The sequence below is a fragment of the Halorussus litoreus genome, assembly GCF_003382685.1.
Lineage (GTDB): Archaea > Halobacteriota > Halobacteria > Halobacteriales > Haladaptataceae > Halorussus > Halorussus litoreus.
Genome location: NZ_KZ859513.1, coordinates 24,274 through 46,283 on the forward strand (window position 1 = coordinate 24,274; position 22,010 = coordinate 46,283).

The following is a 22,010-nucleotide window of genomic DNA, read 5'->3' on the forward strand; positions in this document are numbered from 1 at the left end:
GGTGGGCGTCCGGGGGCGCCCGGGGGGGGGGGTCTCGCCTCCGGGTGGGCCCCCCCCCCCCCACCGCGTTTCGCTCACGGCCGTATCTGGGTGGGTGGCAACTCTTATCAACCGCTGGTAGTAAGGTCCAGATACAAGCCCACGAAAAGTGGGTCCCCCGATGACGAACAAGTACGACAGCGAGAACAACAGAGACAGAACGGACGCGGAACCAGACAGATACGCCGCCTACAGCGACGACGACGAGACCATCGTCTTCGACACCCGAAACGCCGACGCGTGGCTCAAATCGGACGCGGCGGTCGAAATCGAGGAGATGGACTGATCGCTCGACCGCCTCGCGGTATCGGTGCTGATCTCTCTTCTTCGGACAGGATCAGGGCGGTACGTCTTCCCGACGCTTCCCACGATCCGACTGCACGCGCTTATCGGGACTCGCCATCCGCCACCGAGCGAAAGACGATCCGACCGTAGCTTTTGACGATGATCCGGAAGTCGCTGTACGTGAACGTCACGCGATTCCGACGTGGGGGACTGCCCTCCGTCGGCCGGAACAGGTCGTCAAGCGCGTCGGGGTCGACGCTCGACGACTCGTACATCGGATCGAGGTCGGTGACCGCGCTGTCGGTCGCCTGCATGAGCGCGGTCGCAACTGCGGTGCTGGGCGGTCTCGCCGGATAACGGTAGGTCGCCCGAAACGTCCCGGTCTCGGGATCGACGTCGACGAGTTCTGTCGGCTCGTGAGCGTCCATGCAAGTCGGTGAGACAGCCAGCAACTTCAACGAGGTACACCGTGCAGGCCGTTCGACCGGATAACGGGCAGGTTACGTGGTCGAGAATCCGGATTACGATTTCTGGGCACGGGTTTCGGTTCCGGCAACGTCCGCTAGAACCGTCGAAATCGGTCCGCCTCGACGGCGAGTACGACGAAACGGTAACTTCGAGGACAGTTACTTCACGAGCTGGTAGGCCCGCTTGGCGACGTTCATCGCCGCACCGGGCGACTCCACGACGTAGTACGGCACGAGATCCGCGCCGAACTTGGCCTTGTACCGGCAGAGCCGTTCGGTGTTCGCGCCCATCAGGTCGTACTGGGTGACCGACTCCACCGGCGGGTCCTCGATGATGTCCTTCATCAGTCGCCAGTGGATGAGGCTGTTGACCGCGGTGCCCTCGTAGATGGCCTTCGCGCCGCCCTGCCAGAAGTACGCACAGTCGTTCGAGTACAGCGCCGTGATGCCCGAGAGGTACTCGCCGTCGGCGTCGCGGGCGACGTACGACCGGGCGCGGTCCTGCTCGGCGAGCGCCTCGAACAGGTCCCGGACGTACGACCACGTGAGCGGGAACGGCTCGTCCTGCTCGGCGTAGCGCTCCTCGGTGGCCTCGAACACGTCGCGAGCGCCCGACAGCCCCTCGGTCTCGATGGAAACGTCGAGGTCCTCGGCGTCCCGGATCTCCCGGCGCAAGCTCTTGGAGAACGACTTTCGCACGTCGTTGGCGCTCCGGTCTTCAAGGTTTAGGAAGTAGGTGAAGTTGGGCTCGACCCGGAGGTTGCCCCACGCGTACGGTCGGGGGTCGCCGTACGCCGCGTTGCACTCCATCCGGAACAGTGTGAGCCGCGAGTCCACGTCGAGCCTGCCGAGGACCGACTCGGCCACGGACGACTCGACCCCCGCATCGGCGAGCCGTTCGTCCAGGTCGAGGTCGGTGCCGACCTGCTCCAGCACCGACTCGGTGAACTCGTTGTTGACCTTCTCCTGCTTGCGGCGCTTCGGGCTGGTCGGCATCAGGATCGGTCCGAGCCGCGGCACGCCCATCCCCGGCGGCGGGGAGGTGACCGCGCTGCCGACCGCCTTGCGCTGGACGAACACGGGCAGCAAGGCGATCGGCTGTTGGCCCTTGAACCCGCCGAACAGCTTCATCTCGGCGTCGCTGTGCCGGTCGAGGACCTTGAGCGCTTCGGGCAGGTGAAACACTTCGATGCCGTCGTTCGGTAGCGCCGACTCCCACTCGGACAGTTCGAGTTGCTCGACTCTCATCCTGTTGACTCCGTGTTGGCGGTGGATTTCACTTTGTTATCCCTCGCCTGTGACGGCGGTACGCGGCTCCTGTCGGCCTCTTTTGCGTCACCGGAACGCCCCCCATCGCTCTCGGCGGGGTCGGCTCCGGAGTCGGAGCATTCCGACTCCGGAGCCGACCCCGTCTGTGGCTCCGAGACGGGCTCAGCTTTCGATACCGACCGCTCGGGGTGATCCATCAGCCCGTAGTAGTCGGCCGCGGGACCGACCCACGCGCCCAGCTCCAGCGCGCGCTCGACCAGCCGACGGTATACCCGCCGATACCCCGGGAAGTCCCGCTCGGCGAACAGCCGGGGGTGCCACAGCACCGACATCACGGCGTCGTTGGTGGCGGCCTCCTCCAGCAGATGTTCGCAGACCTGCCACGCCGCTTCGGGGAACTCACCGGGGTCCGGGAGCGCGTTCTCCATCAGCGTCAAAGGGAACACCACGAACTCGTCGTCGAACGGTCGGAACGGTCGGTAGCCCTGCTGGAAGCCGTACTCGGTCGCCGATCCCGGGCTGGCGTCGTAGTGCAGGCCGACCTCGCGGTGGTAGCGCCACGTGTTCGACCCACGGTTGAGGTGGTGCTGGCGGCCGCCGAGCACTGGTCCGCCCAGCGCCGATTCGAGCACCGCCTTCTCGGTCCGAAGCCGGTCGGGGTCGTCGTACGAGTCGTACGAGCCGTGGAGGCCGACCTCCCAACCGCCGTCCCGGAGCCGGTCGATCACGTCGAGCAGCTCCGGAGTGTCGAGTTCGTACCGACCCGCGTGTTCGACCCAGTAGAACGGGTCGAGCCAGTCACCGGGCTCGCGCGCGAGCAGGTGGGGTTCCCGCAGGAAGTAGAACGACGACCTGACCCCGAGGTCGTCCTCCAGTGCCATGATCTCCTCGAACTGCCACCACGGGTTCACGCCGGGCAAGAGGCCCTTGAGCTGTCGCGGGTCGCTGTGGCGCACCGCGTGATACAGCGATTGGACCGTCTTGTACGGGCGGTCCACGTCGTGGGTCAGCAGCAGCGCGAACTCGGCGTCGACCGCCAGCTCCGGACGGGACTCGGGGGGAAACTCCTCCTCGAAATCAGTTCCATCAGACATCGCTCAACAGCTCCGCGATTCTGGCCGCGGCGTCGCCGTCGCCGTACGGCTGCGGTTTCTCGGTCGGTCGCTCCGCGGTCGCGAGCGCCCGGCGGATGGCCTCCGAGTCCGCGCCGACGAGCTGGTTCCAGCCGGCCTCGACCGTCTCGCGCCACTCGGTCTCGCCGCGCATCGTCACGCACGGCGTGTCGAGGAAGAACGCCTCCTTCTGGACGCCGCCCGAGTCGGTGGCGACCACGTCGGCGCAGTCCTGGAGGCGCACGAAGTCGAGGTATCCGGCCGGCTCGGTGACGGTGATGCACTCTTCGGCGTCCTCGCGCAGCCCGTACTCCGCCATGCGCTCGACGGTCCGGGGATGGGCCGGGAAGACGACCTCCCGCGGGTCTGCCGCGAGCGCGTCGAGGACGGCCGCGAGCCGGTCGGGGTCGTCGGTGTTGCCCGCGCGGTGGACCGTCGCCAGCACGTACTCGCCGGGGTCGACCCCGAGGTCGTCGAGCACCGTGGAGTGGTCGGCCGCCCGGTCGCGCGCCCACAGCACCGCGTCGAACATCACGTCGCCGGTGTCGTGGACCGCGCCCGCGACGCTCTCGGCCCGGAGGTTCTCGACCGCACGCCGGGAGGGTGCGAACAGCAGGTCCGCCGCGTGGTCGGTCAGCACCCGGTTGACCTCCTCGGGCATTTCGCGGTTGTAGCTCCGGAGCCCGGCCTCGACGTGAGCTAATTCGGTGTCCATCTTCGAGGCCGCCACGGCCGCCGCCAGCGTGGAGTTGGTGTCGCCGTAGACCAACACCGCGTCGGGCTCTTCGGCCGCGATCAGCTCCTCCAGCCCGGCGATCATCTCGGCGGTCTGCGCGCCGTGGCTGTCCGAGCCCACGCCGAGGTTGTCGTCGGGTTCGGGAATGCCGAGTTCGTCGAAGAACACGTCCGACATCTCCTCGTCGTAGTGTTGGCCCGTGTGGACAAGCACCTCCTCGTGCTCGCGGCGAAGTTCTCGGGACACCGCCGCGGCCTTCACGAACTGCGGGCGCGCCCCGACCACGGTGAGCACCGTCATCGCTCCACCTCCGCGGCGAGATTCGCGTCGCGGTGGGGTTCGGCGGACTCCGCTCGGCCCGCGGAAGTCACGCCGCTCCCGACGGTGTACACCCGGTGGTCGGTGTCCGACAGGTCGAGGTACTGGCGACCGTCCACGACCACCAGCGGGTCGAACCGCTCCCACTCGATGTCGTCGAACGCCTCGTGGGGCGTCACCAGCACGACCGCGTCGAGGTCGCGGTCCGGATCGTACAGCGCGCGCTGGGGGATCATCTCGGCCACGAACTCGTCGGCGTCGTCGAGCAGCGGGTCGACCGCGACGACCTCCGCGCCTGCGGCAGCGAGTTCTTCTGCAATTGGCCCGGCAGGCGTGGCCCGCGTCTCCTCGACGCCCGGCCGGTAGGTGAGCCCGAGTATCGCCACCGTCGCGTCCGCAAGGTCCCCGCCTTCGGCGCGGACCTCGCGAGCGAGGGTGTTCACGGTGAACGCGGGCATCGAGTCGTTGACCTCGCGGGCGGTCCGCAGTAAGGGTGCCTCGGTCTCGAATCCGTTGATGACGAAGTACGGGTAGTACGGGATGCAGTGGCCGCCGACGCCCGGGCCGGGGTCGTGGAGGTCGCAGAACGGCTGGGTGTTGGCCGTCTCGATGGCCTCGTTCACGTCCACGCCGATCTCGTCGGCGAAGGTGGCGAGTTCGTTCGCCAGCGCGATGTTCACGTCGCGGTACAGCCCCTCGAACACCTTCACGCACTCCGCAGTGGTCGCGTCGCCGACCGCGAGCACGTCGTTGTCCGTGAGCTCTCCGTACACCAGCTCCGCGACCCGGGTGCTCTCGTCGTCGACGCCGCCGACGACCTTCGGGTACGCACCCCGGATGTCCGCCAGCGCGCGCCCGCTGGCGGTCCGCTCGGGGCAGAACGCGAGCCCGAAGGCGTCGTGGCCCGCCTCCTCGGCCAGCATCGGTTCGAGCAGGTCCGCGCAGGTTCGCGGCGGGACCGTACACTCCACGAACACGGCGTCGCCCGTGTCGAGTTCGGCTCCCACGTCGCGGGCGACCGACTCCAGCGCCGAGAGGTCGGCCTCCTTCTCGTCGGTGATGGGCGTCGGCACGATGACGACGTGAATCGCGGCGCGCTCGGCCGCCGCTCGGGGGTCGGCGGTCGCCTCGAACGCCCCCGCCGCGACGGTCCGCTCGACGAGTTCCGACAGTCCGGGTTCGCTCTCGACGTGGCACTCGCCCGCGTTCACCGCCTCGACGACTCCCTCGTCCACGTCCGCGCCGACCACGTCGCCGGTCACGTCGGCGTAGACGGCCGCGAGCGGGAGGCCCATTTTGCCGAGGCCGTACACCGCGACCGGAACCTCGCCGGACAGCAGCGCCTCGCGCTGGTCGGCGGTCGAGGCGTCGCTGCCGTAGAGTCGGGAGCCATCTGCCGCAGTCACCGGGCGCTCACCTCCGGTTCCGGCCGCGGGTCCGCCGCGGCCTCGTCGATCTGGCGGGCGAGTTCGAGCACTCGCAGGCCGTCTTCGCCCGAAACCACCGGCTCGGCGTCGCTGATCGCGGCCGCGACGAACGATTCGAGCTGGTTCTTCAGCGGCTCGCCCGTCTCGACCGTCGGTCGCTCGACGATGCTCTCGTGGCGGTAGCGCACGTCGCCGTTGTCCTCGATGTATTCGGGCAGCGAGTGGCGGTGGATTTCGACCGACCGGTCGACGTAGTCGACGTCGACCCGGCACTCCTCCGCGGTGATGGCGAGCGTCCGGACGCGCTCCTGAGTCACCCGGCTCGCCGTGAGCGTGGCGACCGTCCCGTCCGAGAACGACAGCGTCGCGGCGGCGTACTGGTTGTCCTTCACGCCTTGCGCGGTCACGTTCTCGGGCTGGCCGTCCAGCATCGCCAGCACCACGTCGATGTCGTGGATCATCAGGTCGAGCACCGCGCTCCGGTCGAGCTGTCGGCCCTCGGGCGGCGGACCGAGTCGCCGGGCGTCGACCGCGATGACGTCGAGGTCGGCGACCACGTCAGACAGCGCCCGGATGGCGGGGTTGAACCGCTCGACGTGGCCGACCTGAATCGTCACGCCGGCCTCCTCGGCGCGCTCGATGAGCTGCCGGCCGCGAGCGGGGTCGGCCACGAACGGTTTCTCGACCAGCACGTCGACGCCGGAATCGATGCACTCGGCGGCCACCTCGGCGTGGAACCGGGTCGGCACGCAGATCGAGGCCACGTCGGCCGCGTCGAGGAGGGCGTCTCGGTCCATCGGGATCGTTCCGTGGTCCTCGGCCACCTGCCGGGCGGTCTCCTCGTCCACGTCGGAGACGCCGACGAGGTTCACGTCCGGCAGCTCGCTGTACACCCGCGCGTGGTGGCGACCCATGCTGCCGACGCCGACGACCGCGGCGTTCGTGACGCCGTTCGAATCTGTCTCGTCTGGGGGATTAATTGTCATACTCGGTGATGGCTTCGGCGATGGTTCGAAGGTCGGACTCCGAGAGGTTCGGGTGGACGGGCAGCGAGAGCACCTCCCGGGCGGCCCGCTCCGCGACCTGGGCCGAGGAGTCCACGTCCTCGTACGTGTCGAGCTCGTGGATGGGCGTCGGGTAGTAGACGCCCGTCCCGACGCCGGCGTCGTCGAGGTGGGCCGCGAGGCCGTCCCGGTCGTCGGTTCGGACGGTGTACTGGTGGTAGATGTGCCTGCGGTCGTCTGGTTCGGTCGGGGTGACGACCTCGCTATCCGCGAGGGCGTCCGTCAGGTACCCGGCGTTCGACCGCCGGGCCGCGTTGTAGTCAGGCAGGCGGTCGAGCTGGATCCGGCCGATGGCGGCCGCGAGCGACGTGAGCCGGAAGTTGTGGCCGAGCCGGACGTGCTCGTACCCGCCGCCGTCTGCGGGCCGGCCGTGGTTTGCGAAACTGGCGGCTCGCTCGGCCACGTCCTCGCGTTGGGTGGTGATCATCCCGCCCTCGCCCGTGGTCATGTTCTTCGTCGGGTAAAAGGAGAAGCAGGCCGCGTCGCCGAACGAGCCGACTTTTCGCCCGCGGTACTCCGCGCCGTGGGCCTGCGCGGCGTCTTCGACCACGGCGAGCCCGTAGTCGTCGGCCACGTCGAGCAGATGGCCCACGTCCGCGGGGAGCCCGTAGAGGTGGACCGGCACGACCGCGGCCACGTCGTCGTGCTCGCGCGCGACCGCCTCGACCGCGGCCGGGTCGAGCGCGTAGGTGTCGGGGTCCACGTCGGCGAACACCGGGTCGGCTCCCGCGAGTCGAATCGCGTTCGCGCTCGCGACGAACGAGAACGGCGACGTTACCACTTTGTCGCCCGGTCCGATATCGAGCGCTTCCAACGCGGCGTGGAGCGCGGTCGTGCCGTTCGAGGTCGCCACGCCGTGTTCGGCGTCGCAGAAGTCGGCGAACTCGGCCTCGAACTTTCGGACTTCGGGGCCGTCGGCGACCCGCCCCGACTCCATCACCGCTCGGACGCGGTCGATCTCGCGCTCGCCCAGTTCGGGGTCAGCGATGGGGATCTCACTCATGGAATGTCACCTCGCTCATTCGATTTGCATCCCGGGTCATGCGATCTCGTTCCCTCCGTCCAGCACCTCGGGGAGCGGTCGATGCTCGGCGGGCGCGCCGACCGCCAGCGTCTCCGGGGGCACGTCCTCGGTGACGATTGCACCGGCCGCGACGAACGAGCCTTCGCCGACCGTCACGCCGGGGAGGAGGGTGGCGTTCGCGCCGACCGAGACGTGATCTTCGAGGGTCGGCCCGTCGAGCTCCGCGTCCTCGCGGATGGGGTAGGGGTCGTTGGTCAGCACTGCGCGCGGGCCGACGAACACCTCGTCGCCGATGGTGGTGTTGGTGGGGACGTACACGCCGGTCTGGAGGCTGACGTGCGAGCCGATGGTAGAGGTGCCGTCGATCACCGTGTTGGTGCCGACCACCACGTCGTCGCCGACGGTGGTGTCCTCGCGCACGAGCACGTCGTGGCCGGTCGTGAAGTCGTCGCCGACCACCACGTCCGCGTAGACGATGCTGCCCGCGCGGACGGTCGCGCGGTCGCCGAGCACCGGCGGGTCGGCGTCCTCGCGGTGGCGATGGCCCACCGTGGCGTCGGGGGAGATGGTGCAGTCGTCGCCGAGTCGAGGGTCGATCCGGTCGTCGCGGGACCGGGCCTCGGTCCCCGTCACCGGCGGTCACCCCCGAGCGGAACGTCTCGAATCGTCGGGGTCGATAACGTGTTCATAGTCGATGGGTTTGCCCGACCGTACCGCCAGACGGCGGGCCGGGCGTTACCGTCACCAAACCCCTCTCGTCTCTTTGTTATACGCCACCTGTCGACAGGTATATACATCCTATCAGGGCGCTGCCGGGCGATTTTCCCGTTCGTCGAGCGAGCACAGAAGTTTCCTCTGAATCCGCAACCGCCCCAGTGAGTAGCGAGACAGACAGCGCGTATTCCCGAGGATGGCCGCGCGTATCGAGCGTCGTGGCCGACCGTATCGGGTGGCTTGCCGGCACCTATCGGACCTCGTGCCAGCCCCTAGCCCGAATTCGGCCGGCCGTACCGCGGGGTTACCCCCGAACAGCAACTGGGTAACAAAGTGGCGAGGTCCCGATTTCGTCGCTATGCGGCGGTCTCACCTGCGGACGTCCCCACGTACCGGTCACTCTCGGACGTCCTCGCACTCCGCTGGCCCCGAACGCCCGTTGCTACAGACGACTCGCCGACCTCCGAGGGAGCATGTCGCGGGCTGAACCGCTCTCACAGGACGAGGTCTTCGAGGTCCTGAAGAGCCCGCGGCGACGCTACGCGCTGTACTATCTCCGGCGCGAAGGGGGTGAGTCGGACCTCTCGGACCTGACCGAGCAGGTGGCGGCGTGGGAGAACGAGACCACCGTCGCCGCGCTGTCGACCGAGCAGCGCAAGCGGGTGTACATCTCGCTGTACCAGACCCACCTCCCGAAACTCGACGAGGCGAACATCGTCGAGTACGACCGCGACGAGGGCGTCGTCCGACTGGCCGACAGGGCCTCGGACGTCGACATCTACCTCGGGAACGTCTCGCGCGAACAGTTTCCCTGGGACCGGTACTACCTCGCACTCGTCGGGATAAGCGGCGTGCTCGTCGCGGCGGCGTGGCTGGAGATTGCCCCGTTCGCCGCCGTTCCGGGGCTCGTGCTCGCGACGGTCATCCTGATCGCGTTCGGGCTCTCGGCTATCGTCCACTACCTCGGGTACCGACGCGGTGGCGATCTCGGCGCGCCGCCCGAACTGGCTCCGGCGAACGGACAGGAGAATTAGATGTTCGGAACCAGCGGCGTTCGCGGCCGCGTCGGCGACGACGTAACGTGCGACCTCGCGCTCGCGGTCGGGCGCGCGCTCGCGAGCGAGGGCCACGAGGAGGTGGTCGTGGGCCGCGACGCCCGCGAGAGCGGGCGGATGCTCGCGGACGCGGCCGCGGCGGGACTCCGGGAGTGCGGGGCCGACGTGATTCGGCTCGGCGAGGCAGCGACGCCTACGGTGGCCCGGAGCGTCGGCTGGCGGGACGCCGACGCCGGGCTGGTGGTGACCGCGAGCCACAACCCGCCCGAGGACAACGGCCTGAAGCTCTGGAACCCTTCCGGGCAGGCGTTCGACGAGGACCAGCGCGAGACCATCGCGGCGCGCGTGCGCGAAGAGGAGTTCTCGTTCGCGGACTGGGACGACCTCGGCGAGGAGCGCGAGTGGGGCAGCCAGAATAGGAAAAGTGCCGACCAGCGACACGTCGAGGCGCTGGTCGGCGCGGCCGCGTCGGGCAACTGCTCGCTCGTCGTCGACGCGGGCAACGGCGTCGGGCAGGTGACGGCGACTGCGCTCCGGCGGCTCGGCCACGACGTGCGGACGCTGAACGCCACGCCCGACGGCTCGTTTCCCGCACGACCGAGCGAGCCGACCGCGGAGAACTGCCGGGGGCTCGCCGAACTCACCGCGGCTTCGGACGCCGACTTCGGCATCGCTCACGACGGCGACGCCGACCGGATGCGCGCGGTGACCGGCGACGGCGAGTTCGTCTCGGGCGACGTCCTGCTCGCGGTGTTCGCCCGCGAGGCCGCCAACCCCGGTGACGAGGTCGCGGTCCCGGTCGACACCAGCCTCGCGGTCGCGGACGCGCTCGAACGGCAGGCCGTCTCGGTCGCGCGGACGCGAGTGGGCGACGTGTACGTGGCCGAGCGCGCCAGCGACTGCGGCGTGGCGTTCGGCGGCGAGCCCAGCGGCGCGTGGATCTGGCCGGCCGAGACGCTTTGTCCCGACGGCCCGCTGGCCGCGTGTCGGCTCGCGGCGCTCGTCGCCCGCCGGAAACCGCTCGGCCGGCTCGTCGACGACATCGAGACGTACCCCCTCCGGCGCGGGAGCGTCCGGACCGACCGGAAGGCCGCGGTGATGGACCGCGTCCGCGAGCGGGTTCGCGCGGAGTACCGGGCTGTCTCGGCGCTCGACGGCGTGCGGGTGGGCACCGACGAGGGCTGGTTCCTCGTGCGCGCGAGCGGGACCGAACCGCTGGTCAGAGTCACTGCGGAGGCCCGGAGCCGTACCCGCGTCGACGACCTCTTCGTGGAGGCGACCGCGCTGGTCGAGGACTGCGAGTAGCGCTGGGGCAGTCCAGCCGATTTTTGAGCGCTGACGGTGGCCGAGCAGGGAGAGGCGCAGTGCGTCTCGCGTGCCGTGCAGGCGACGCGTGGGTCGCCCGCAGCCATCGCAGGCCGAAGGCCGAGAAGCGCAGCCAATCATACGGGGCGGTCAAGTTGATTCCCTTACCAGAAGCAGGGTCTACTTCGTGCCGAATCTGTAGAGACCGACGAAAACGCTCGTGATCAGGAGGCCACCTCCAGTAACGACGAACAGTCTCGAAACGTTAATTTCCCCGAACGCGAGGGTGCCGGGAATCACCATCCCGAGAACGACTGCTGACAATCCCATCCAGAACACCTCGTTGCGCTGGTAAAGCCCTCGCAGGGTTTCCACCATACTGTTCCTGGAAGTGTTCAGGAGATAAACCTTCGTTCTTCGATCCAATCGCCCGTCTTCGAACAGCTACTTTACTTCGACTGTATCCCGGGAGGAGCGGAGTTCGACGGAGCCAGACTATCTCATATCCGGTCGACGACGTCGCACACCGAGTCAGATTCGGCGACGATGAATGCCTCTTCGCGGAGTTGGTCCTCGTTCTCGGGGAGGAACATCAGGTGCCCGCGGTCGTCCTTCCGGGCGCGGACGACCTCCCAGTCGGCGATGTCGTAGCCCAGGTCCTCCGGTTCGGGATCGCGGGCGACGCCCTGCCAGTGCTCGCGGCCCGCCTCGACGTTATTCGTCGCCATCGTCACCCTCCGTGGTCTCTCCAAAATTGTCTGCCGATGATTCGGCGACAGTCGCCACCGCAGCGTCTGCCAGTTGGAGGTGCGCCGCACGTCCGAGGAGCGCCTGTTCGGGATCACGTTCGCGTGCCGTCTCGTCGCGTGCCATGCGTATTCAACGGGCCATTACCAGTTCAAAAAGCTTCCGGATGCAGTTCAATATCTCCGTTACAATTTAAAGGTACCAATCGGCTGCGGGAGCGAGCGATCCCGACAAAAGGATTTCCGTTGCTCTTGCCGACCGCTTACTTTCCCACTGTACTCCGAACGCAAACCGGCGTAATCCACCGTCCTTCGCGCCGAGCCAGTGGTGAAACGGTGTGAAACAGTGGTCGAAACGCGGCGTTGAGCTCGCAGTAGTGATGGATTACGAGTAGTCACGGAACGACCCAAAGGCCAGAATCGGGAGCGGAAAAGAGTCGAGCGGCGGCAGTTAGCGAAGAAGAATCAGAGAGAAGTCGAGCCTTGGAGGGCAAGAGGGAGAGTCGAGCGCGGCTGAGACTGTCGAGCGCCAGCGGGGACCAACCTACTGGGACGACACGGCGTCCTCGGGAGTTGCCGGGACACCGGCCGGAATCCTGTCGGTGTCGGCCTCGTCGTCCCAGCGGGTGTTCGTGGCCGAGACGGAGGGGTTCCCGGCCCGTTCGGTGTGCTCGGCGTAGCCGCCCTCGATGTCCGAGTCGCGGACATCGACGGGACCCCACCACGCCCAGACGCCGCGGGAGTTGACCGCGCCGTCGTCGAGCGCGCGGGCCGAGCCGGTCTTCACCACGCAGTTGTCGACGCGGCAGGTCCGGCCGTCGATGGAGCCGACCCGGATGTTCGCCACGTTGTTGCTCTCGAAGTAGCTGTCCTCGACGTGGACCACGCCGCCGTGGCTGTCACTCACCGATGCGCCCGGGCCGGTGCCGTACAGGCCGTTATCGACGAAGTGCCGCACGTTGAGGTTCCGGAACGTGATGGTCCCGTAGTGGTCGCTACCGTGGACCCAGATGGCTCCCTCGTCGGAGCCCTCGGTCTGGCCGTCGCCCATGTAGACGTTCTCCACGAGCCCTTCGGCGTCCTCGCTGCTCACGGCGGGGTCGAGCAGATAGTGGCCGCCGGGGTGTTCGCCCTCGAAGGCGACGTTCCGGACGGTCCAGTCGTCACCGGAGGCGGAGATTCGCGCCGACGCGCCGTCGGCAGTCATGTCGAGGTGGAGGTTCTCGAGCGTCTCGCCGCTTTCGACCTCGAAGGACCGGGTTTCGCCAGCGGGGACCGTGATCGTCTCGTAGGTCGTCTCTTGGCCCGCGGCGTCCGCGGAACCACTCGCGCCTGCCACTGCGACCGAGGCCGCCGCCGCGCCGGCCAGTCGGAGGTACGACCGGCGGTCGAGCAGCGAGCGTTCGGGATCGCGTTCGCGTGCCGTCTCGTCGCGTGCCATGCAGTTTTCAATGGAAGGCCGGCCATTCTTAAAGGTTCCGTCTTGAGTTCAATGCTTGATTACCAATTTAAAAGTACCGGCCACCTGTGCAACGGTCGAAACGAACGCCAGCGTCTTCGCCGAAACGACGCGTTTCCGCCGCGTAACGCGAGCCTAACCGTCGAGAATCGCGACAGGTCGCGGTTGCACCCCGGCAGACGCCGTATAACAAAGGCCGAACGCGAGGTTCGTACGACTGCATGGCTGACCCCCCGCAGGCCAATCTGAAGACGCTGCTCGTCGGCATCGACGCCGGGTGTCGGCCGGTTCTCGACCCGCTCGTGGAGGCGGGCGCTGTGCCGAACCTCGCGTCGGTGTTCGAAACCGGCGCGGTCGGGACGCTCACCTCCCAGATTCCGCCGTGGACCCCGAGCGCGTGGCCCTCGCTGTACACCGGCGTCAACCCCGGCAAGCACGGCGTGTTCGGCTTCCTCACCTTCGACGGCTACGACTGGGACGTGGTGAACGCGACCCACGTCCGCGAACGGACCGTCTGGGAGCTACTCGACCACCGCGACGCATCGAGCGTCGTGGTCAACGCGCCGGTGACTCATCCGCCGACCGAGTTCGACGGAGCGGTCGTCCCGGGCTACACCGCGCCCGAGAATCCCGACTGCCACCCCGAGGGGTTGCTCGACGACGTTCGGGACGAGATCGGCGACTACCGCGTGTACGCCCCGCGGGACGCCGACGAGGTAGACGCTGTCGAGTGGTACCGACGCCTCGTGCGGATGCGCGGCGAGGCGTTCCGATATCTCGCCGAACGGTTCGCCCCCGATTTCGGCTTCGTCCAGTTTCAGGCGACCGACACCGTGTTCCACGAGTTCCCGGGCGACGACGCGAAGGTTCGGGCGGTGTACGAGGCGGTCGACGACCAAGTCGGCGCGATCGTGGCGGCCTGCGACCCCGACACCGTCGTCGTCGCCAGCGATCACGGGATGGGCGAGTACGGCGGCCACGAGTTCCGGCCCAACGAGTTCCTGCGCGAGCGCGGCCTCGTCGAGACCACGACCGAGGGCGACGGGATGCCCACGTGGTCGACCATCGCCGACGACGAGTTGCAGGGCGACGATACGTCGGATCGGGGTGGCGAGGGATCGGGAGCGGCCGACGTGTCGGCCGCTCCCGATCCCTCGCCGCGCGGAGGTGGGGCATCCGGGGCGCTCGGAGGCGATGTGTCCGGAGCGCTCGAACGCGGCATGTCCGGCCTCGCGTCGCTCGGCGTCACCGCCCAGCGCATCAAGGCCGCACTCGACGCGGTCGGGCTGGCGGAGTTCGTCGCCGAGCGCGTCCCGACCGACGTCGCCCGCGCGGCCGCCGAGCAGGTCGACTTCCCGAACTCCACCGCGTACGCCCGCGACCGCATCGAACTCGGCGTCCGGGTGAACCTCGCGGGTCGCGAGCCCGAGGGCACCGTCGCGCCCGAGGAGTACGAGCGGGTCCGCGACGAGGTGATCGAGGCCCTCTCCGGCGTCGAAACGCCAGACGGCAAGCCTGTGTTCGAGCAGGTTACCCGTCGAGAGGAGGTGTTCTCGGGTTCCTACGTCGAACAAGCGCCCGACGTGATCACGGTCCCTCGCGAGTACGACGAGTTCCTCTCGACGCGGGTGGGCGACGGGGTGTTCGGCCCGCCGAGCGAGCCGTACAACCACAAGCGCGAGGGCGTGGTGGCGCTGTCGGGGGCAGGCGTCGACTCGGACGCCGACCTCTCGGACGCCCACCTCTTCGACGTGGCCCCGACGGTGCTGGCGACGCTGGACCAGCCTGCCGGCGACCACATGGACGGCTCGGTGCTGTCCCCGGTCGAGCCGGTCGGCACGGAATCGTACCCCGCGTTCGACGCGGGCGAACGACGAGCGACCGACGACGGCGAGGTGGAAGCCCGTCTCGCGGAGCTCGGGTATCTGGAATGACACGACCTTCCGAGATGGCATGAGCATTAGCATCCTGGACAACGACGGTATCACGATCGGCCCCGCAGACGCATTCGACCACCACGACTGGAACGACCTCGTGGAGCGGTCGCCCCAGACGAACGTCTTCCATCGCCGGGAGTCACTGGCGGTGCAGGCTGACCACGCCAACGCGCGGCTCCACGCGCTGGTCGGCTACAAGGGCCACGAACCGGTGGGTATCTTCCCGGTCTTCGAGAAGCGCGCTGGCGGCATGTCGATGGCGTTCTCGCCCGCGCCGAGCCTCTGGGTGTCGTATCTCGGGCCGGCGCTGCTCAACTTCCGGAAGCTCAAGCGCCGCAAGCGCGAGCGCCGGACCAAGCGGTTCGTCCGGGGCTGTCTCGACTGGGTCGACCGCGAGGTCGGCCCGAAGTACACGCAGGTCCGCCCGGACCCGGCCTTCCGGGACGTGCGACCCTTCGAGTGGAACGACTACGAGATCGACGTGCGCCACACCTACAGCGTGGACCTCACCCGCGACGAGGACGACCTGCTGAAATCGTTCTCCAGCGACGCCCGGAACAACGTCCGGACCGAGGGCGACTACCGGGTGTACGAAGGGGGTCCCGACGAGATCGAAGCCATCGTCTCGCAGGTCCGGGAGCGCCACGACGAGCAGGACGAGAGCTACGGCGTGACGCCATCGTTCGTGATCGACCTCCACGAGCGCCTGCCGGAGGGAACGGTCCGACCCTACGCCTGCGAGATCGACGGCGAGGTCGCGGGCGGCATGGTGGCACTGGAGGACGGCGACACCGTCTACCGGTGGCAGGGCGGCGCGAAGCACCACCGCGACCTGCCGGTCAACGATCTGGTGGACTGGACCATCATGGCCGACGCGATGGACCGGGGAATCGAGCGCTACGACCTCGTCGGTGCGAACGAGGAGCGCCTCTGTGGCTACAAGGCCAAGTTCGCGCCGCGACTCCGGGCCCACTACACGCTGGAGAAGGGCAACAAGGTCACGAACGCGCTGTCGAGCGTCTACCAGCGACTGCGGTGATCGCTTTTCGCCGAAGTCACCACGCGTACTCCTCGCGCGGGTCCAGGTCGTCGCGCTCGCGGTCGTACGCACGCTCGCCCTCGACGAACACCTGTTCGGCGTCCGACTCCAACTCGAACATCGGGCCGTCCCAGACCACGAGGTCGGCGTCCGTTCCCTCCTCGACGGTGCCCACGCGGTCCTCGATGCCCAGGATCTCGGCCGGGTTGCGGGTGACGGTGCGGAGCGCGACGTCCTCCGGGAGGCCCTCGCGCACCGCGAGGCCGACGCAGACGTCAAGGTGCTCCTGCGGAAGGATTGGCGCGTCAGTCTGGATGGCGACTTTCACGCCCGCCTCGTGGAGGATGCCGGGCGTCTCGAAGGTGATGTTCCGGAGCTCGTACTTGCTGGCCGACGAGATGGTCGGCCCGACGACCGCGGGCACGTCGCGCTCGACGAACTCGTCGGCGAGGACGTGGCCCTCGGTCGCGTGCTCGATGGACAGCTTCTCGATGCCGAACTCGTCGGCGATGCGGAACACCGTCGCGATGTCGTCGGCGCGGTGGGCGTGGACCCGGAGCGGGAGTTCGCCCTCCACGACGCGGGCGAGGTTCTCCATGCCGAGGTCGCGCTCGAATGGTTCGTCCTCCTCGCGAGCATTGGCCCGGCGCTCGACGTAGTCCTCGGCCTCCATGAGCGCCTCGCGGAGCGTCGCGGCGACGCCCGGCCGGGTCGAGGGCTGGCGGTCCTTCTCGTCGCCGTGGAACCGCTTGGGGTTCTCGCCGAAGGCGGCCTTCATCCCGTCCTCGCGGATCAACATCCGGTCGGCCACGTCGCCGTACGTCTTCATCGAGCAGATGATGCCGCCGATCACGTTCGCGCTGCCCATCCGCGAGGAGACGGTGGTGACGCCCCCTTGGAACGCGTGCTGGAGCTCCTCGTCGCGCGGGTGGAACCCGTCGAGCGCGTTGACCTGCGGGGTCACGGGGTCCGAGACCTCGTTGAAGTCGCCGTCCTCGGGTTCGCCCCACTCGGCCATCCCGGCGTGGCTGTGGGCGTCGACCAGTCCGGGCGTGACGTTGCGGCCGCCGGCGTCGAACGTCTCGGTGCCCTCCGGAACCTCTACCTCCTCGTCGGTGCCGACCGCGACGATCTCCCCGTCGTCGAAGAGGACGGTTCCCCCGTCGATTCGACCGCGCTCGCTCACCGTGTGGACCGTGCCATTGACAATTGCTCGCATGACGTTGAGGAGCGAGGGCGAAGATTTGAGTATTTCGGTTCGAAGTACCGCGAGAGGTGGTTCCGCCGGTGATCGTCCCCGTTTCGAGCAACCCGGCCGACCCGACCGACCCATCACGACTGGGGCCGATTCGTCGCGAACCCGAGATCGCCTCATCACGACAGGGGAATCGACTCGTCGTGAACCCGAGGCCGACCACTCAGGAACCCGGAAAGTCAATTCTTTAATACCCGGCGCGGAACCGTAGGGGTATGAAGCGAGTCGACGTTGCCATCGTGGGTGGCGGCCCGGCGGGAGCCTCCGCCGCCCGGGCGGCCGCCGAACAGGGGGCGGATGCGCTGGTCGTCGAAAAGGGCGTCCCGCGCGCGGACCGCGAGGAACTCGGACCGGACTCGACGGACGCCGCCGGGATGCTCGACTACTGGGTCGATCTGATGGGTATCCCGTACGAGGAGATCCCCGAGCGCGTGGTCCACCGGGAACTCGACCGGACGGAGTTCTTCGGCCCGACCGAGTCCTGCGTCCTCGAAGCGACCGGCATCGAGTCGTCGTACGACGGGTTCGGCTTCACCTTCCACCGCGCCCGGATGGACGACTGGCTCCGCGAGCGCGCACTGGAGAGCGGCGCTGAGTACCGCGTGGGAACCAGCGTGACCGACGTGGCCACCGACCTCTCGGGGTCGCCGACCCACATGCTGACGTTGGCCGACGGCGAGGACGTGGAGGCCGACTCCCTCGTGCTGGCCGATGGACCGCAGCGGCAGGTCACCATGCGCGTGCTCGACCGGTTCTCGCCCGACGACCGGCCCACCTCGCAGGTGATGGCCCCGAACACGGCCAACCACATCGCGTATCAGGAGTACCGGGAGTTCCCCGAGGAGCTGTTCGACCCCGCGTCGCTCAAGTTCTGGTGGGGGGTGATGCCGGGCGAGACGGCGTATCCGTGGGTGTTCCCCAACGACGGGACGGTCGCGCGCGTGGGCCTCACGATGCCAATCGGGATGGACATCGACGCGATTCCGAATCGTGAGGAGTACGACCTGCTCCGGCCCGAGGACGACCGGGTCCCCCGCGGCGGGACGTACGTCGAGCGCCTGCTCGAACGCGAGTACGGCGACGAGTACGACCTCTCGGACTTCCCGCTCGTCGAGGACCGGGGCAAGCGCGGCGGCACAGAGACCTACCCCATCTCCTCGACGCGACCCATCGAGTCGCCCACCGCAGCAAACATCGCGGTCGCGGGCGGCGCGATGGGCACCACCTCGGCGTTCCACGAGGGCGGCTACCACCTCGCGGTGCGCACCGGCCGCATCGCCGGGGACCTCGCCGCCAAGGGTCGCCTCGGCGCGTACAACGACCAGTGGCACGAGGCCATCGGCGACGAGATCCTGCGGAACGTCACCTTCGCGGACATCGTCGCCGACTACGGCCCGAGCGACTGGGACAAGGCGTTCTCGATGGCGAGCGACATCCTGGCAGACGAGAGCGACGGCCGACTGCTGAAGTACAGCGTCAAAACGGGCATCCGGGGCGCGCGACTCGTCGGCAAGTACAAGATGACCAAGCGCAAGTACCGCAACGGCAAGTACGTCCAGTTCCGCGAGGACGAGTACACCGTCTGAACCGACAGCGGCATCTAGGCGTCAACCCCCTCCTTCGGCGGCGAACACCAGACAGTAGCTGTGGTCGTACCCGTAGCCGTAACTCCCACCGTCCCTCTCCGGTTGCTCTTCGCCCTCCCACCCGACGACCACCTCGCCCTCGAATCGGAACGACTCGGCGACGGCGTCGGCCACGTCCCACGCGAGCGTCGTCACCTCGCCGTCGTGTTTCATGTTCGAAACGTCCACCAGCAGGGAGGCGTCCGGTGCCGCGAGGTCCCGCACCTGCGCGAACACGTCTCCGATCTGGTCGAGATAGCGGCCGTAGTCGCTCTCGCCCGCGTAGTTTTCGAGCGGGTCGACCCCCATGCCAGCGACCATGTACGGCGGCGAGGTGAGACAGCAGTCGAACGCCGGCAGGTCGAAGTCTGCGAGGTCGAGCGCGCTCCCGTGAACGAGGCTCTCACTGTGTTCGGAGCCCAGTCGGTCACGAACGAACTCGGCGCGGTCGGTCTCGTACTCGACGCCGGCGGGAACCCGCCCCAGTTCCGCTGCGACCGCGAGGGTCGTGCCGAACCCCGCGAAGGGGTCGAAGACGGTATCGCCCGGTTCAGAGTGCTCCCGGAGGAAGTGCCGGACGTACGCTTCCGGAGTTCGCACGTCGTCGACGAAGCCCGACGGAAGGTCGGTCTCCTGCTCGTAGTCGAGGGTGAGGAACGTGTTCACGCCGACGGTACTCGCAGGCGGCCCGTAAATCTCTCGGATTTCGGGAGTCGATACTGACGGGGACGCGGTTGAATCGACCCCAGATGCCGTGAACCGATACCATTAACAACTCGCGCTAAAGCCCGTCGCACGTGAACCTCGCCCTCCGACTCGCGGTGGCGTGTCTCGTCATCGCCGCGCCGACGCTGCTGTACCTCGGACTGCTCCGGGGCCTTCGGTGGCTCCGCGACGACGCCCTCCTCGCGGACCTCGCGCGGAGCGACGACGCGCCCGACGACGTGTCCAGCGCCGCCGCCAGCGTACTCGAAAAGCGACCGATTCGAGCGGACGGAAGCGGGAGTACCGACGACGCTGAACGCGCGTTCGCCCGCCCCCGCCGGCCCCCCCCCCCCCCCGCGCCCCGGCCCGAGTCGACCGCCTGCTCGAACTGCGGGTCCTCGAACATGCTCGGCGCGCGGTACTGCGGCGACTGTCTGTCGAAGCTGCGGTAGCGCGCCGGGCCGGGCCGACCCGGGTAGCCCGGCCCGGCGCGCTACCGCGGACTGTGGCTTCTCGGTACTCCGACCGCGCACCGAGGCTTCTTGTCCCGCGAGTGCCGTGTCACGGGCATGGTACTCTTTCAGTTCGGCCCGTTCGACGGGGTGCTCAACGCCTCACTCGTAGAGCTTCGGGCAACCTTCGTCGACTTGCTCCCGAAGCTCGTCACCGGCTTCCTGTTTCTCGCGCTGGCGTACGTCACCATCCGATTCGTGCTCGGCCTCGTCCGGTCGGCGCTCGACCGGGCGTACGTCGACGATCAGGACCTCGTGGTCGACCTGTTTACGACCGTCGCGGGCATCTTCCTCTGGTTCGCGGCGGGGCTCACGCTCCTGAAGATCCTCGGGATGGGCGAGATCGCGGCGAGTCTCGGGACCGCGACCGGGTTCGTCGCGCTCGGGGTGAGCTACGCGCTCTCGGACATGATCGCCGACACGGTCTCCGGAGTCTACCTTCTCCGGGACCCGGACTTCAACCCCGGCGACAGCGTCGAAGTCGGCAGCGCGTCGGGCGTGGTGCGCGAGATCGGACTCAGGAAGACGCGACTGGAGGTCGAGGGCGGCGACGTGCTGGTACTCGCCAACGGCTCGGTCGAGGACAAGTGGACGAAGAAGGCGGCGACCGAGAGTGACGCAACGGCCGAGACGGCCGCAACGGCTACGAACGACGCGGAAATCGAATCGGAATCGCCAACTGACGACGCGAGCGAATCGTCTCAGCAGTAGCAGACTTCCTTACTGCTCACATCGCGGTCCGGGGTGCGACGAGTGCCCCGGCGTCGCGGCGGACCTCCAGTGTGGCCGCGAGATCGGCTCGAGTGATGGTACCGACGACCTCGCCGCGGTCCTCGACGAGAACCGCGTTGGCCCGCGCGGCGTTCAGTTCGCTCACTATGTCGAACATCGGCGCGTCCACGGACACGCGGGGCAGGTCGCGCCGGGTCACGTCCCCGACGCTCGCGCCTTCTTCGCGGCGGGACTTCCGGAGATCCCCCAGCGAGACCACGCCGACGACCGCTCCGGAGTCGTCGACGACGGGGTAGTCGGTCCGGCGCTCGTCCATCATCCGCGAGCCCAGTTCCGAGAGGGCCGTGTCGGTCCTGACCGGCTCGGTGGTCGGGGTCATCGCGTCCGCCGCGGTCACGCCCGCGAGGAGGGTGTCGAGCGCGACCATCCGGGACTCGCCCGTGGCCGCGCCGTAGATGAACAGCGCGAGCAGGAGCAACAGCGGGCTAAAGGAGAGCACGCCCAGCACCGCAAAGGCCAGCGCGAACAGCGTCCCGATTCGCGCTGCGGTCCGAGTCGCGCTCGCGTACGGCTGGTTGCGGGCGAGCAGCGCGCGGAGCACCCGCCCGCCGTCCATCGGGAACGCCGGGAGCAGGTTGAACACGGTGAGGACGACGTTCGTGATCACGAGCCAGCCGAAGACGAACGTGACCGCGGGCGTCGACGCGGGCAGGACGAGGACGACCGCGTAACAGCTCGCCGCGACGAGCACGCTCGCGGCCGGGCCGGCGAGCGCGATCCAGAGTTCGCGCTCCCACTCGCGGGGCATCTCGCTCAGGCTGGCCAGCCCGCCGAGCAGCCACAGCGTGATGGACTCGACCTCGATGTCGTACCGGCGCGCGGCCCACGCGTGGCCGAGTTCGTGGAGCGCGACGCTGGCGAACAGCCCGACCGCCGCACCCGCGCCGATGAGCCACGGCGTGTTCCCGGACCGGAGCACGCCCACGTCGAGCGCGATGTCCGGGAAACCGTTGATGAACCCGGTGTACAGCGCGATCTGCTCGCCGCTGCCGATAAGCCACGCCAGCACGGGGAGGAACACGATGAGGGAGACATTGATCCGAATGGGGATGCCCCACACGGAGACGATGTCGTAGTTTCGCATACCGTGTGGTAGGACGGAGCGATGTTGAAGGTACGGGTCGC

The 22,010-nt window shown here is 68.4% G+C and carries 23 protein-coding genes; 8 read left to right on the forward strand and 15 right to left on the reverse strand.

The window, feature by feature from the left end:
- Positions 1 to 160: 160 nt before the first annotated feature.
- Entirely contained in the window at positions 161 to 325 is a 165-nt protein-coding gene (locus tag DPQ64_RS18665) for a DUF7331 family protein (RefSeq protein ID WP_157971617.1), read from the forward strand.
- A 100-nt stretch (positions 326 to 425) separates the two neighbouring features.
- On the opposite strand, the gene DPQ64_RS06445 is transcribed toward DPQ64_RS18665, so the two are convergent.
- From DPQ64_RS06445 to DPQ64_RS06480, 8 genes are all read right to left on the reverse strand, one after another.
- On the reverse strand, positions 426 to 752 hold the full coding sequence (locus DPQ64_RS06445) for a HalOD1 output domain-containing protein (protein WP_115863537.1): 327 nt from the start codon (positions 750 to 752) through the stop codon (positions 426 to 428).
- Positions 753 to 950: 198 nt separating this feature from the next.
- Positions 951 to 2,039 (reverse strand): lipid II:glycine glycyltransferase FemX, encoded by a 1,089-nt coding sequence (locus DPQ64_RS06450; RefSeq protein WP_115863538.1) that lies wholly within the window; start codon positions 2,037 to 2,039, stop codon positions 951 to 953.
- Positions 2,036 to 3,154 carry a polysaccharide deacetylase family protein gene (locus DPQ64_RS06455; protein WP_368276003.1) on the reverse strand — a complete coding sequence of 373 codons (1,119 nt, stop codon included), beginning with the start codon at positions 3,152 to 3,154 and terminating at the stop codon, positions 2,036 to 2,038. The genes DPQ64_RS06450 and DPQ64_RS06455 overlap by 4 nt, the downstream gene beginning before the upstream one ends.
- Positions 3,147 to 4,208: a non-hydrolyzing UDP-N-acetylglucosamine 2-epimerase gene (wecB, locus tag DPQ64_RS06460; protein WP_115863539.1), complete on the reverse strand. Its 1,062-nt coding sequence runs from the start codon at positions 4,206 to 4,208 to the stop codon at positions 3,147 to 3,149. The genes DPQ64_RS06455 and wecB overlap by 8 nt, the downstream gene beginning before the upstream one ends.
- Positions 4,205 to 5,632 carry a nucleotide sugar dehydrogenase gene (locus tag DPQ64_RS06465; protein ID WP_115863540.1) on the reverse strand — a complete coding sequence of 476 codons (1,428 nt, stop codon included), beginning with the start codon at positions 5,630 to 5,632 and terminating at the stop codon, positions 4,205 to 4,207. Before DPQ64_RS06465 ends, wecB begins: the two co-directional genes overlap by 4 nt.
- Positions 5,629 to 6,639, reverse strand: a complete 1,011-nt coding sequence (locus DPQ64_RS06470; protein ID WP_115863541.1) for a Gfo/Idh/MocA family protein — start codon at positions 6,637 to 6,639, stop codon at positions 5,629 to 5,631. The genes DPQ64_RS06465 and DPQ64_RS06470 overlap by 4 nt, the downstream gene beginning before the upstream one ends.
- Positions 6,629 to 7,720, reverse strand: a complete 1,092-nt coding sequence (locus tag DPQ64_RS06475; protein ID WP_115863542.1) for a DegT/DnrJ/EryC1/StrS family aminotransferase — start codon at positions 7,718 to 7,720, stop codon at positions 6,629 to 6,631. The genes DPQ64_RS06470 and DPQ64_RS06475 overlap by 11 nt, the downstream gene beginning before the upstream one ends.
- A 36-nt stretch (positions 7,721 to 7,756) precedes the next feature.
- Positions 7,757 to 8,338, reverse strand: coding sequence for an acyltransferase (locus DPQ64_RS06480; RefSeq protein ID WP_115863604.1), 582 nt, complete (start codon positions 8,336 to 8,338; stop codon positions 7,757 to 7,759).
- A 590-nt stretch (positions 8,339 to 8,928) separates the two neighbouring features.
- Between DPQ64_RS06480 and DPQ64_RS06485 the strand changes: the two genes are divergently transcribed.
- Together DPQ64_RS06485 and glmM are read left to right on the forward strand one after the other, a co-directional pair.
- The gene (locus tag DPQ64_RS06485; protein ID WP_115863543.1) at positions 8,929 to 9,489 is read left to right on the forward strand and encodes a DUF7344 domain-containing protein; all 561 of its coding nucleotides are present in this window, start codon (positions 8,929 to 8,931) and stop codon (positions 9,487 to 9,489) included.
- Positions 9,490 to 10,815 carry a phosphoglucosamine mutase gene (gene glmM / locus DPQ64_RS06490; protein WP_115863544.1) on the forward strand — a complete coding sequence of 442 codons (1,326 nt, stop codon included), beginning with the start codon at positions 9,490 to 9,492 and terminating at the stop codon, positions 10,813 to 10,815.
- Positions 10,816 to 10,995: 180 nt separating this feature from the next.
- On the opposite strand, the gene DPQ64_RS06495 is transcribed toward glmM, so the two are convergent.
- The 4 genes from DPQ64_RS06495 to DPQ64_RS06505 all read right to left on the reverse strand — a co-directional run bounded on the left by DPQ64_RS06495 (position 10,996) and on the right by DPQ64_RS06505 (position 13,002).
- A complete protein-coding gene (locus DPQ64_RS06495) occupies positions 10,996 to 11,193 on the reverse strand; it encodes a hypothetical protein (protein WP_115863545.1) in 198 nt (65 codons plus the stop codon).
- Between the two features lie 122 nt (positions 11,194 to 11,315).
- Complete coding sequence (locus tag DPQ64_RS06500; RefSeq protein ID WP_115863546.1) at positions 11,316 to 11,543, reverse strand: hypothetical protein; 228 nt, start codon at positions 11,541 to 11,543, stop codon at positions 11,316 to 11,318.
- Positions 11,530 to 11,688, reverse strand: a complete 159-nt coding sequence (locus DPQ64_RS18670) for a hypothetical protein (protein ID WP_157971618.1) — start codon at positions 11,686 to 11,688, stop codon at positions 11,530 to 11,532. The genes DPQ64_RS06500 and DPQ64_RS18670 overlap by 14 nt, the downstream gene beginning before the upstream one ends.
- A gap of 417 nt (positions 11,689 to 12,105) precedes the next feature.
- Entirely contained in the window at positions 12,106 to 13,002 is an 897-nt protein-coding gene (locus tag DPQ64_RS06505) for a hypothetical protein (RefSeq protein WP_115863547.1), read from the reverse strand.
- A 239-nt stretch (positions 13,003 to 13,241) separates the two neighbouring features.
- Here DPQ64_RS06505 and DPQ64_RS06510 point away from each other — a divergent pair, with 239 nt between their 5' ends.
- Positions 13,242 to 14,954, forward strand: a complete 1,713-nt coding sequence (locus DPQ64_RS06510) for an alkaline phosphatase family protein (RefSeq protein ID WP_115863548.1) — start codon at positions 13,242 to 13,244, stop codon at positions 14,952 to 14,954.
- 19 nt (positions 14,955 to 14,973) lie between these two features.
- Positions 14,974 to 15,996 (forward strand): lipid II:glycine glycyltransferase FemX, encoded by a 1,023-nt coding sequence (locus DPQ64_RS06515; RefSeq protein ID WP_115863549.1) that lies wholly within the window; start codon positions 14,974 to 14,976, stop codon positions 15,994 to 15,996.
- 16 nt (positions 15,997 to 16,012) lie between these two features.
- Here DPQ64_RS06515 and DPQ64_RS06520 read toward each other — a convergent pair whose 3' ends face one another.
- The gene (locus DPQ64_RS06520; RefSeq protein WP_115863550.1) at positions 16,013 to 17,215 is read right to left on the reverse strand and encodes an amidohydrolase; all 1,203 of its coding nucleotides are present in this window, start codon (positions 17,213 to 17,215) and stop codon (positions 16,013 to 16,015) included.
- Between the two features lie 251 nt (positions 17,216 to 17,466).
- Here DPQ64_RS06520 and DPQ64_RS06525 point away from each other — a divergent pair, with 251 nt between their 5' ends.
- Positions 17,467 to 18,837, forward strand: a complete 1,371-nt coding sequence (locus tag DPQ64_RS06525; protein ID WP_115863551.1) for an NAD(P)/FAD-dependent oxidoreductase — start codon at positions 17,467 to 17,469, stop codon at positions 18,835 to 18,837.
- A 21-nt stretch (positions 18,838 to 18,858) separates the two neighbouring features.
- On the opposite strand, the gene DPQ64_RS06530 is transcribed toward DPQ64_RS06525, so the two are convergent.
- Positions 18,859 to 19,542 carry a DNA methyltransferase gene (locus tag DPQ64_RS06530; protein ID WP_115863552.1) on the reverse strand — a complete coding sequence of 228 codons (684 nt, stop codon included), beginning with the start codon at positions 19,540 to 19,542 and terminating at the stop codon, positions 18,859 to 18,861.
- Between the two features lie 131 nt (positions 19,543 to 19,673).
- On the opposite strand from DPQ64_RS06530, the gene DPQ64_RS06535 reads away from it, so the two are divergent.
- Positions 19,674 to 20,033 (forward strand): hypothetical protein, encoded by a 360-nt coding sequence (locus DPQ64_RS06535; RefSeq protein ID WP_115863553.1) that lies wholly within the window; start codon positions 19,674 to 19,676, stop codon positions 20,031 to 20,033.
- Positions 20,034 to 20,150: 117 nt separating this feature from the next.
- A complete protein-coding gene (locus tag DPQ64_RS06540; RefSeq protein ID WP_115863554.1) occupies positions 20,151 to 20,804 on the forward strand; it encodes a mechanosensitive ion channel domain-containing protein in 654 nt (217 codons plus the stop codon).
- Between the two features lie 16 nt (positions 20,805 to 20,820).
- Here DPQ64_RS06540 and DPQ64_RS06545 read toward each other — a convergent pair whose 3' ends face one another.
- The gene (locus DPQ64_RS06545) at positions 20,821 to 21,969 is read right to left on the reverse strand and encodes a site-2 protease family protein (RefSeq protein ID WP_115863555.1); all 1,149 of its coding nucleotides are present in this window, start codon (positions 21,967 to 21,969) and stop codon (positions 20,821 to 20,823) included.
- Between the last annotated feature and the right edge of the window lie 41 nt (positions 21,970 to 22,010).

Coding starts and splice junctions, on each gene's coding strand:
- DPQ64_RS06485 (WP_115863543.1), top strand. CDS start 8,929: ATGTCGCGGGCTGAACCGCTCTCACAGGACGAGGTCTTCGAGGTCCTG.
- DPQ64_RS06445 (WP_115863537.1), bottom strand. CDS start 752: ATGGACGCTCACGAGCCGACAGAACTCGTCGACGTCGATCCCGAGACC.
- DPQ64_RS18665 (WP_157971617.1), top strand. CDS start 161: ATGACGAACAAGTACGACAGCGAGAACAACAGAGACAGAACGGACGCG.
- DPQ64_RS06475 (WP_115863542.1), bottom strand. CDS start 7,720: ATGAGTGAGATCCCCATCGCTGACCCCGAACTGGGCGAGCGCGAGATC.
- DPQ64_RS06470 (WP_115863541.1), bottom strand. CDS start 6,639: ATGACAATTAATCCCCCAGACGAGACAGATTCGAACGGCGTCACGAAC.
- DPQ64_RS06505 (WP_115863547.1), bottom strand. CDS start 13,002: ATGGCACGCGACGAGACGGCACGCGAACGCGATCCCGAACGCTCGCTG.
- wecB (WP_115863539.1), bottom strand. CDS start 4,208: ATGACGGTGCTCACCGTGGTCGGGGCGCGCCCGCAGTTCGTGAAGGCC.
- DPQ64_RS06500 (WP_115863546.1), bottom strand. CDS start 11,543: ATGGCGACGAATAACGTCGAGGCGGGCCGCGAGCACTGGCAGGGCGTC.
- DPQ64_RS06515 (WP_115863549.1), top strand. CDS start 14,974: ATGAGCATTAGCATCCTGGACAACGACGGTATCACGATCGGCCCCGCA.
- glmM (WP_115863544.1), top strand. CDS start 9,490: ATGTTCGGAACCAGCGGCGTTCGCGGCCGCGTCGGCGACGACGTAACG.
- DPQ64_RS06450 (WP_115863538.1), bottom strand. CDS start 2,039: ATGAGAGTCGAGCAACTCGAACTGTCCGAGTGGGAGTCGGCGCTACCG.
- DPQ64_RS06525 (WP_115863551.1), top strand. CDS start 17,467: ATGAAGCGAGTCGACGTTGCCATCGTGGGTGGCGGCCCGGCGGGAGCC.
- DPQ64_RS06545 (WP_115863555.1), bottom strand. CDS start 21,969: ATGCGAAACTACGACATCGTCTCCGTGTGGGGCATCCCCATTCGGATC.
- DPQ64_RS06495 (WP_115863545.1), bottom strand. CDS start 11,193: ATGGTGGAAACCCTGCGAGGGCTTTACCAGCGCAACGAGGTGTTCTGG.
- DPQ64_RS06520 (WP_115863550.1), bottom strand. CDS start 17,215: ATGCGAGCAATTGTCAATGGCACGGTCCACACGGTGAGCGAGCGCGGT.
- DPQ64_RS06540 (WP_115863554.1), top strand. CDS start 20,151: ATGGTACTCTTTCAGTTCGGCCCGTTCGACGGGGTGCTCAACGCCTCA.
- DPQ64_RS06510 (WP_115863548.1), top strand. CDS start 13,242: ATGGCTGACCCCCCGCAGGCCAATCTGAAGACGCTGCTCGTCGGCATC.
- DPQ64_RS18670 (WP_157971618.1), bottom strand. CDS start 11,688: ATGGCACGCGACGAGACGGCACGCGAACGTGATCCCGAACAGGCGCTC.
- DPQ64_RS06455 (WP_368276003.1), bottom strand. CDS start 3,154: ATGTCTGATGGAACTGATTTCGAGGAGGAGTTTCCCCCCGAGTCCCGT.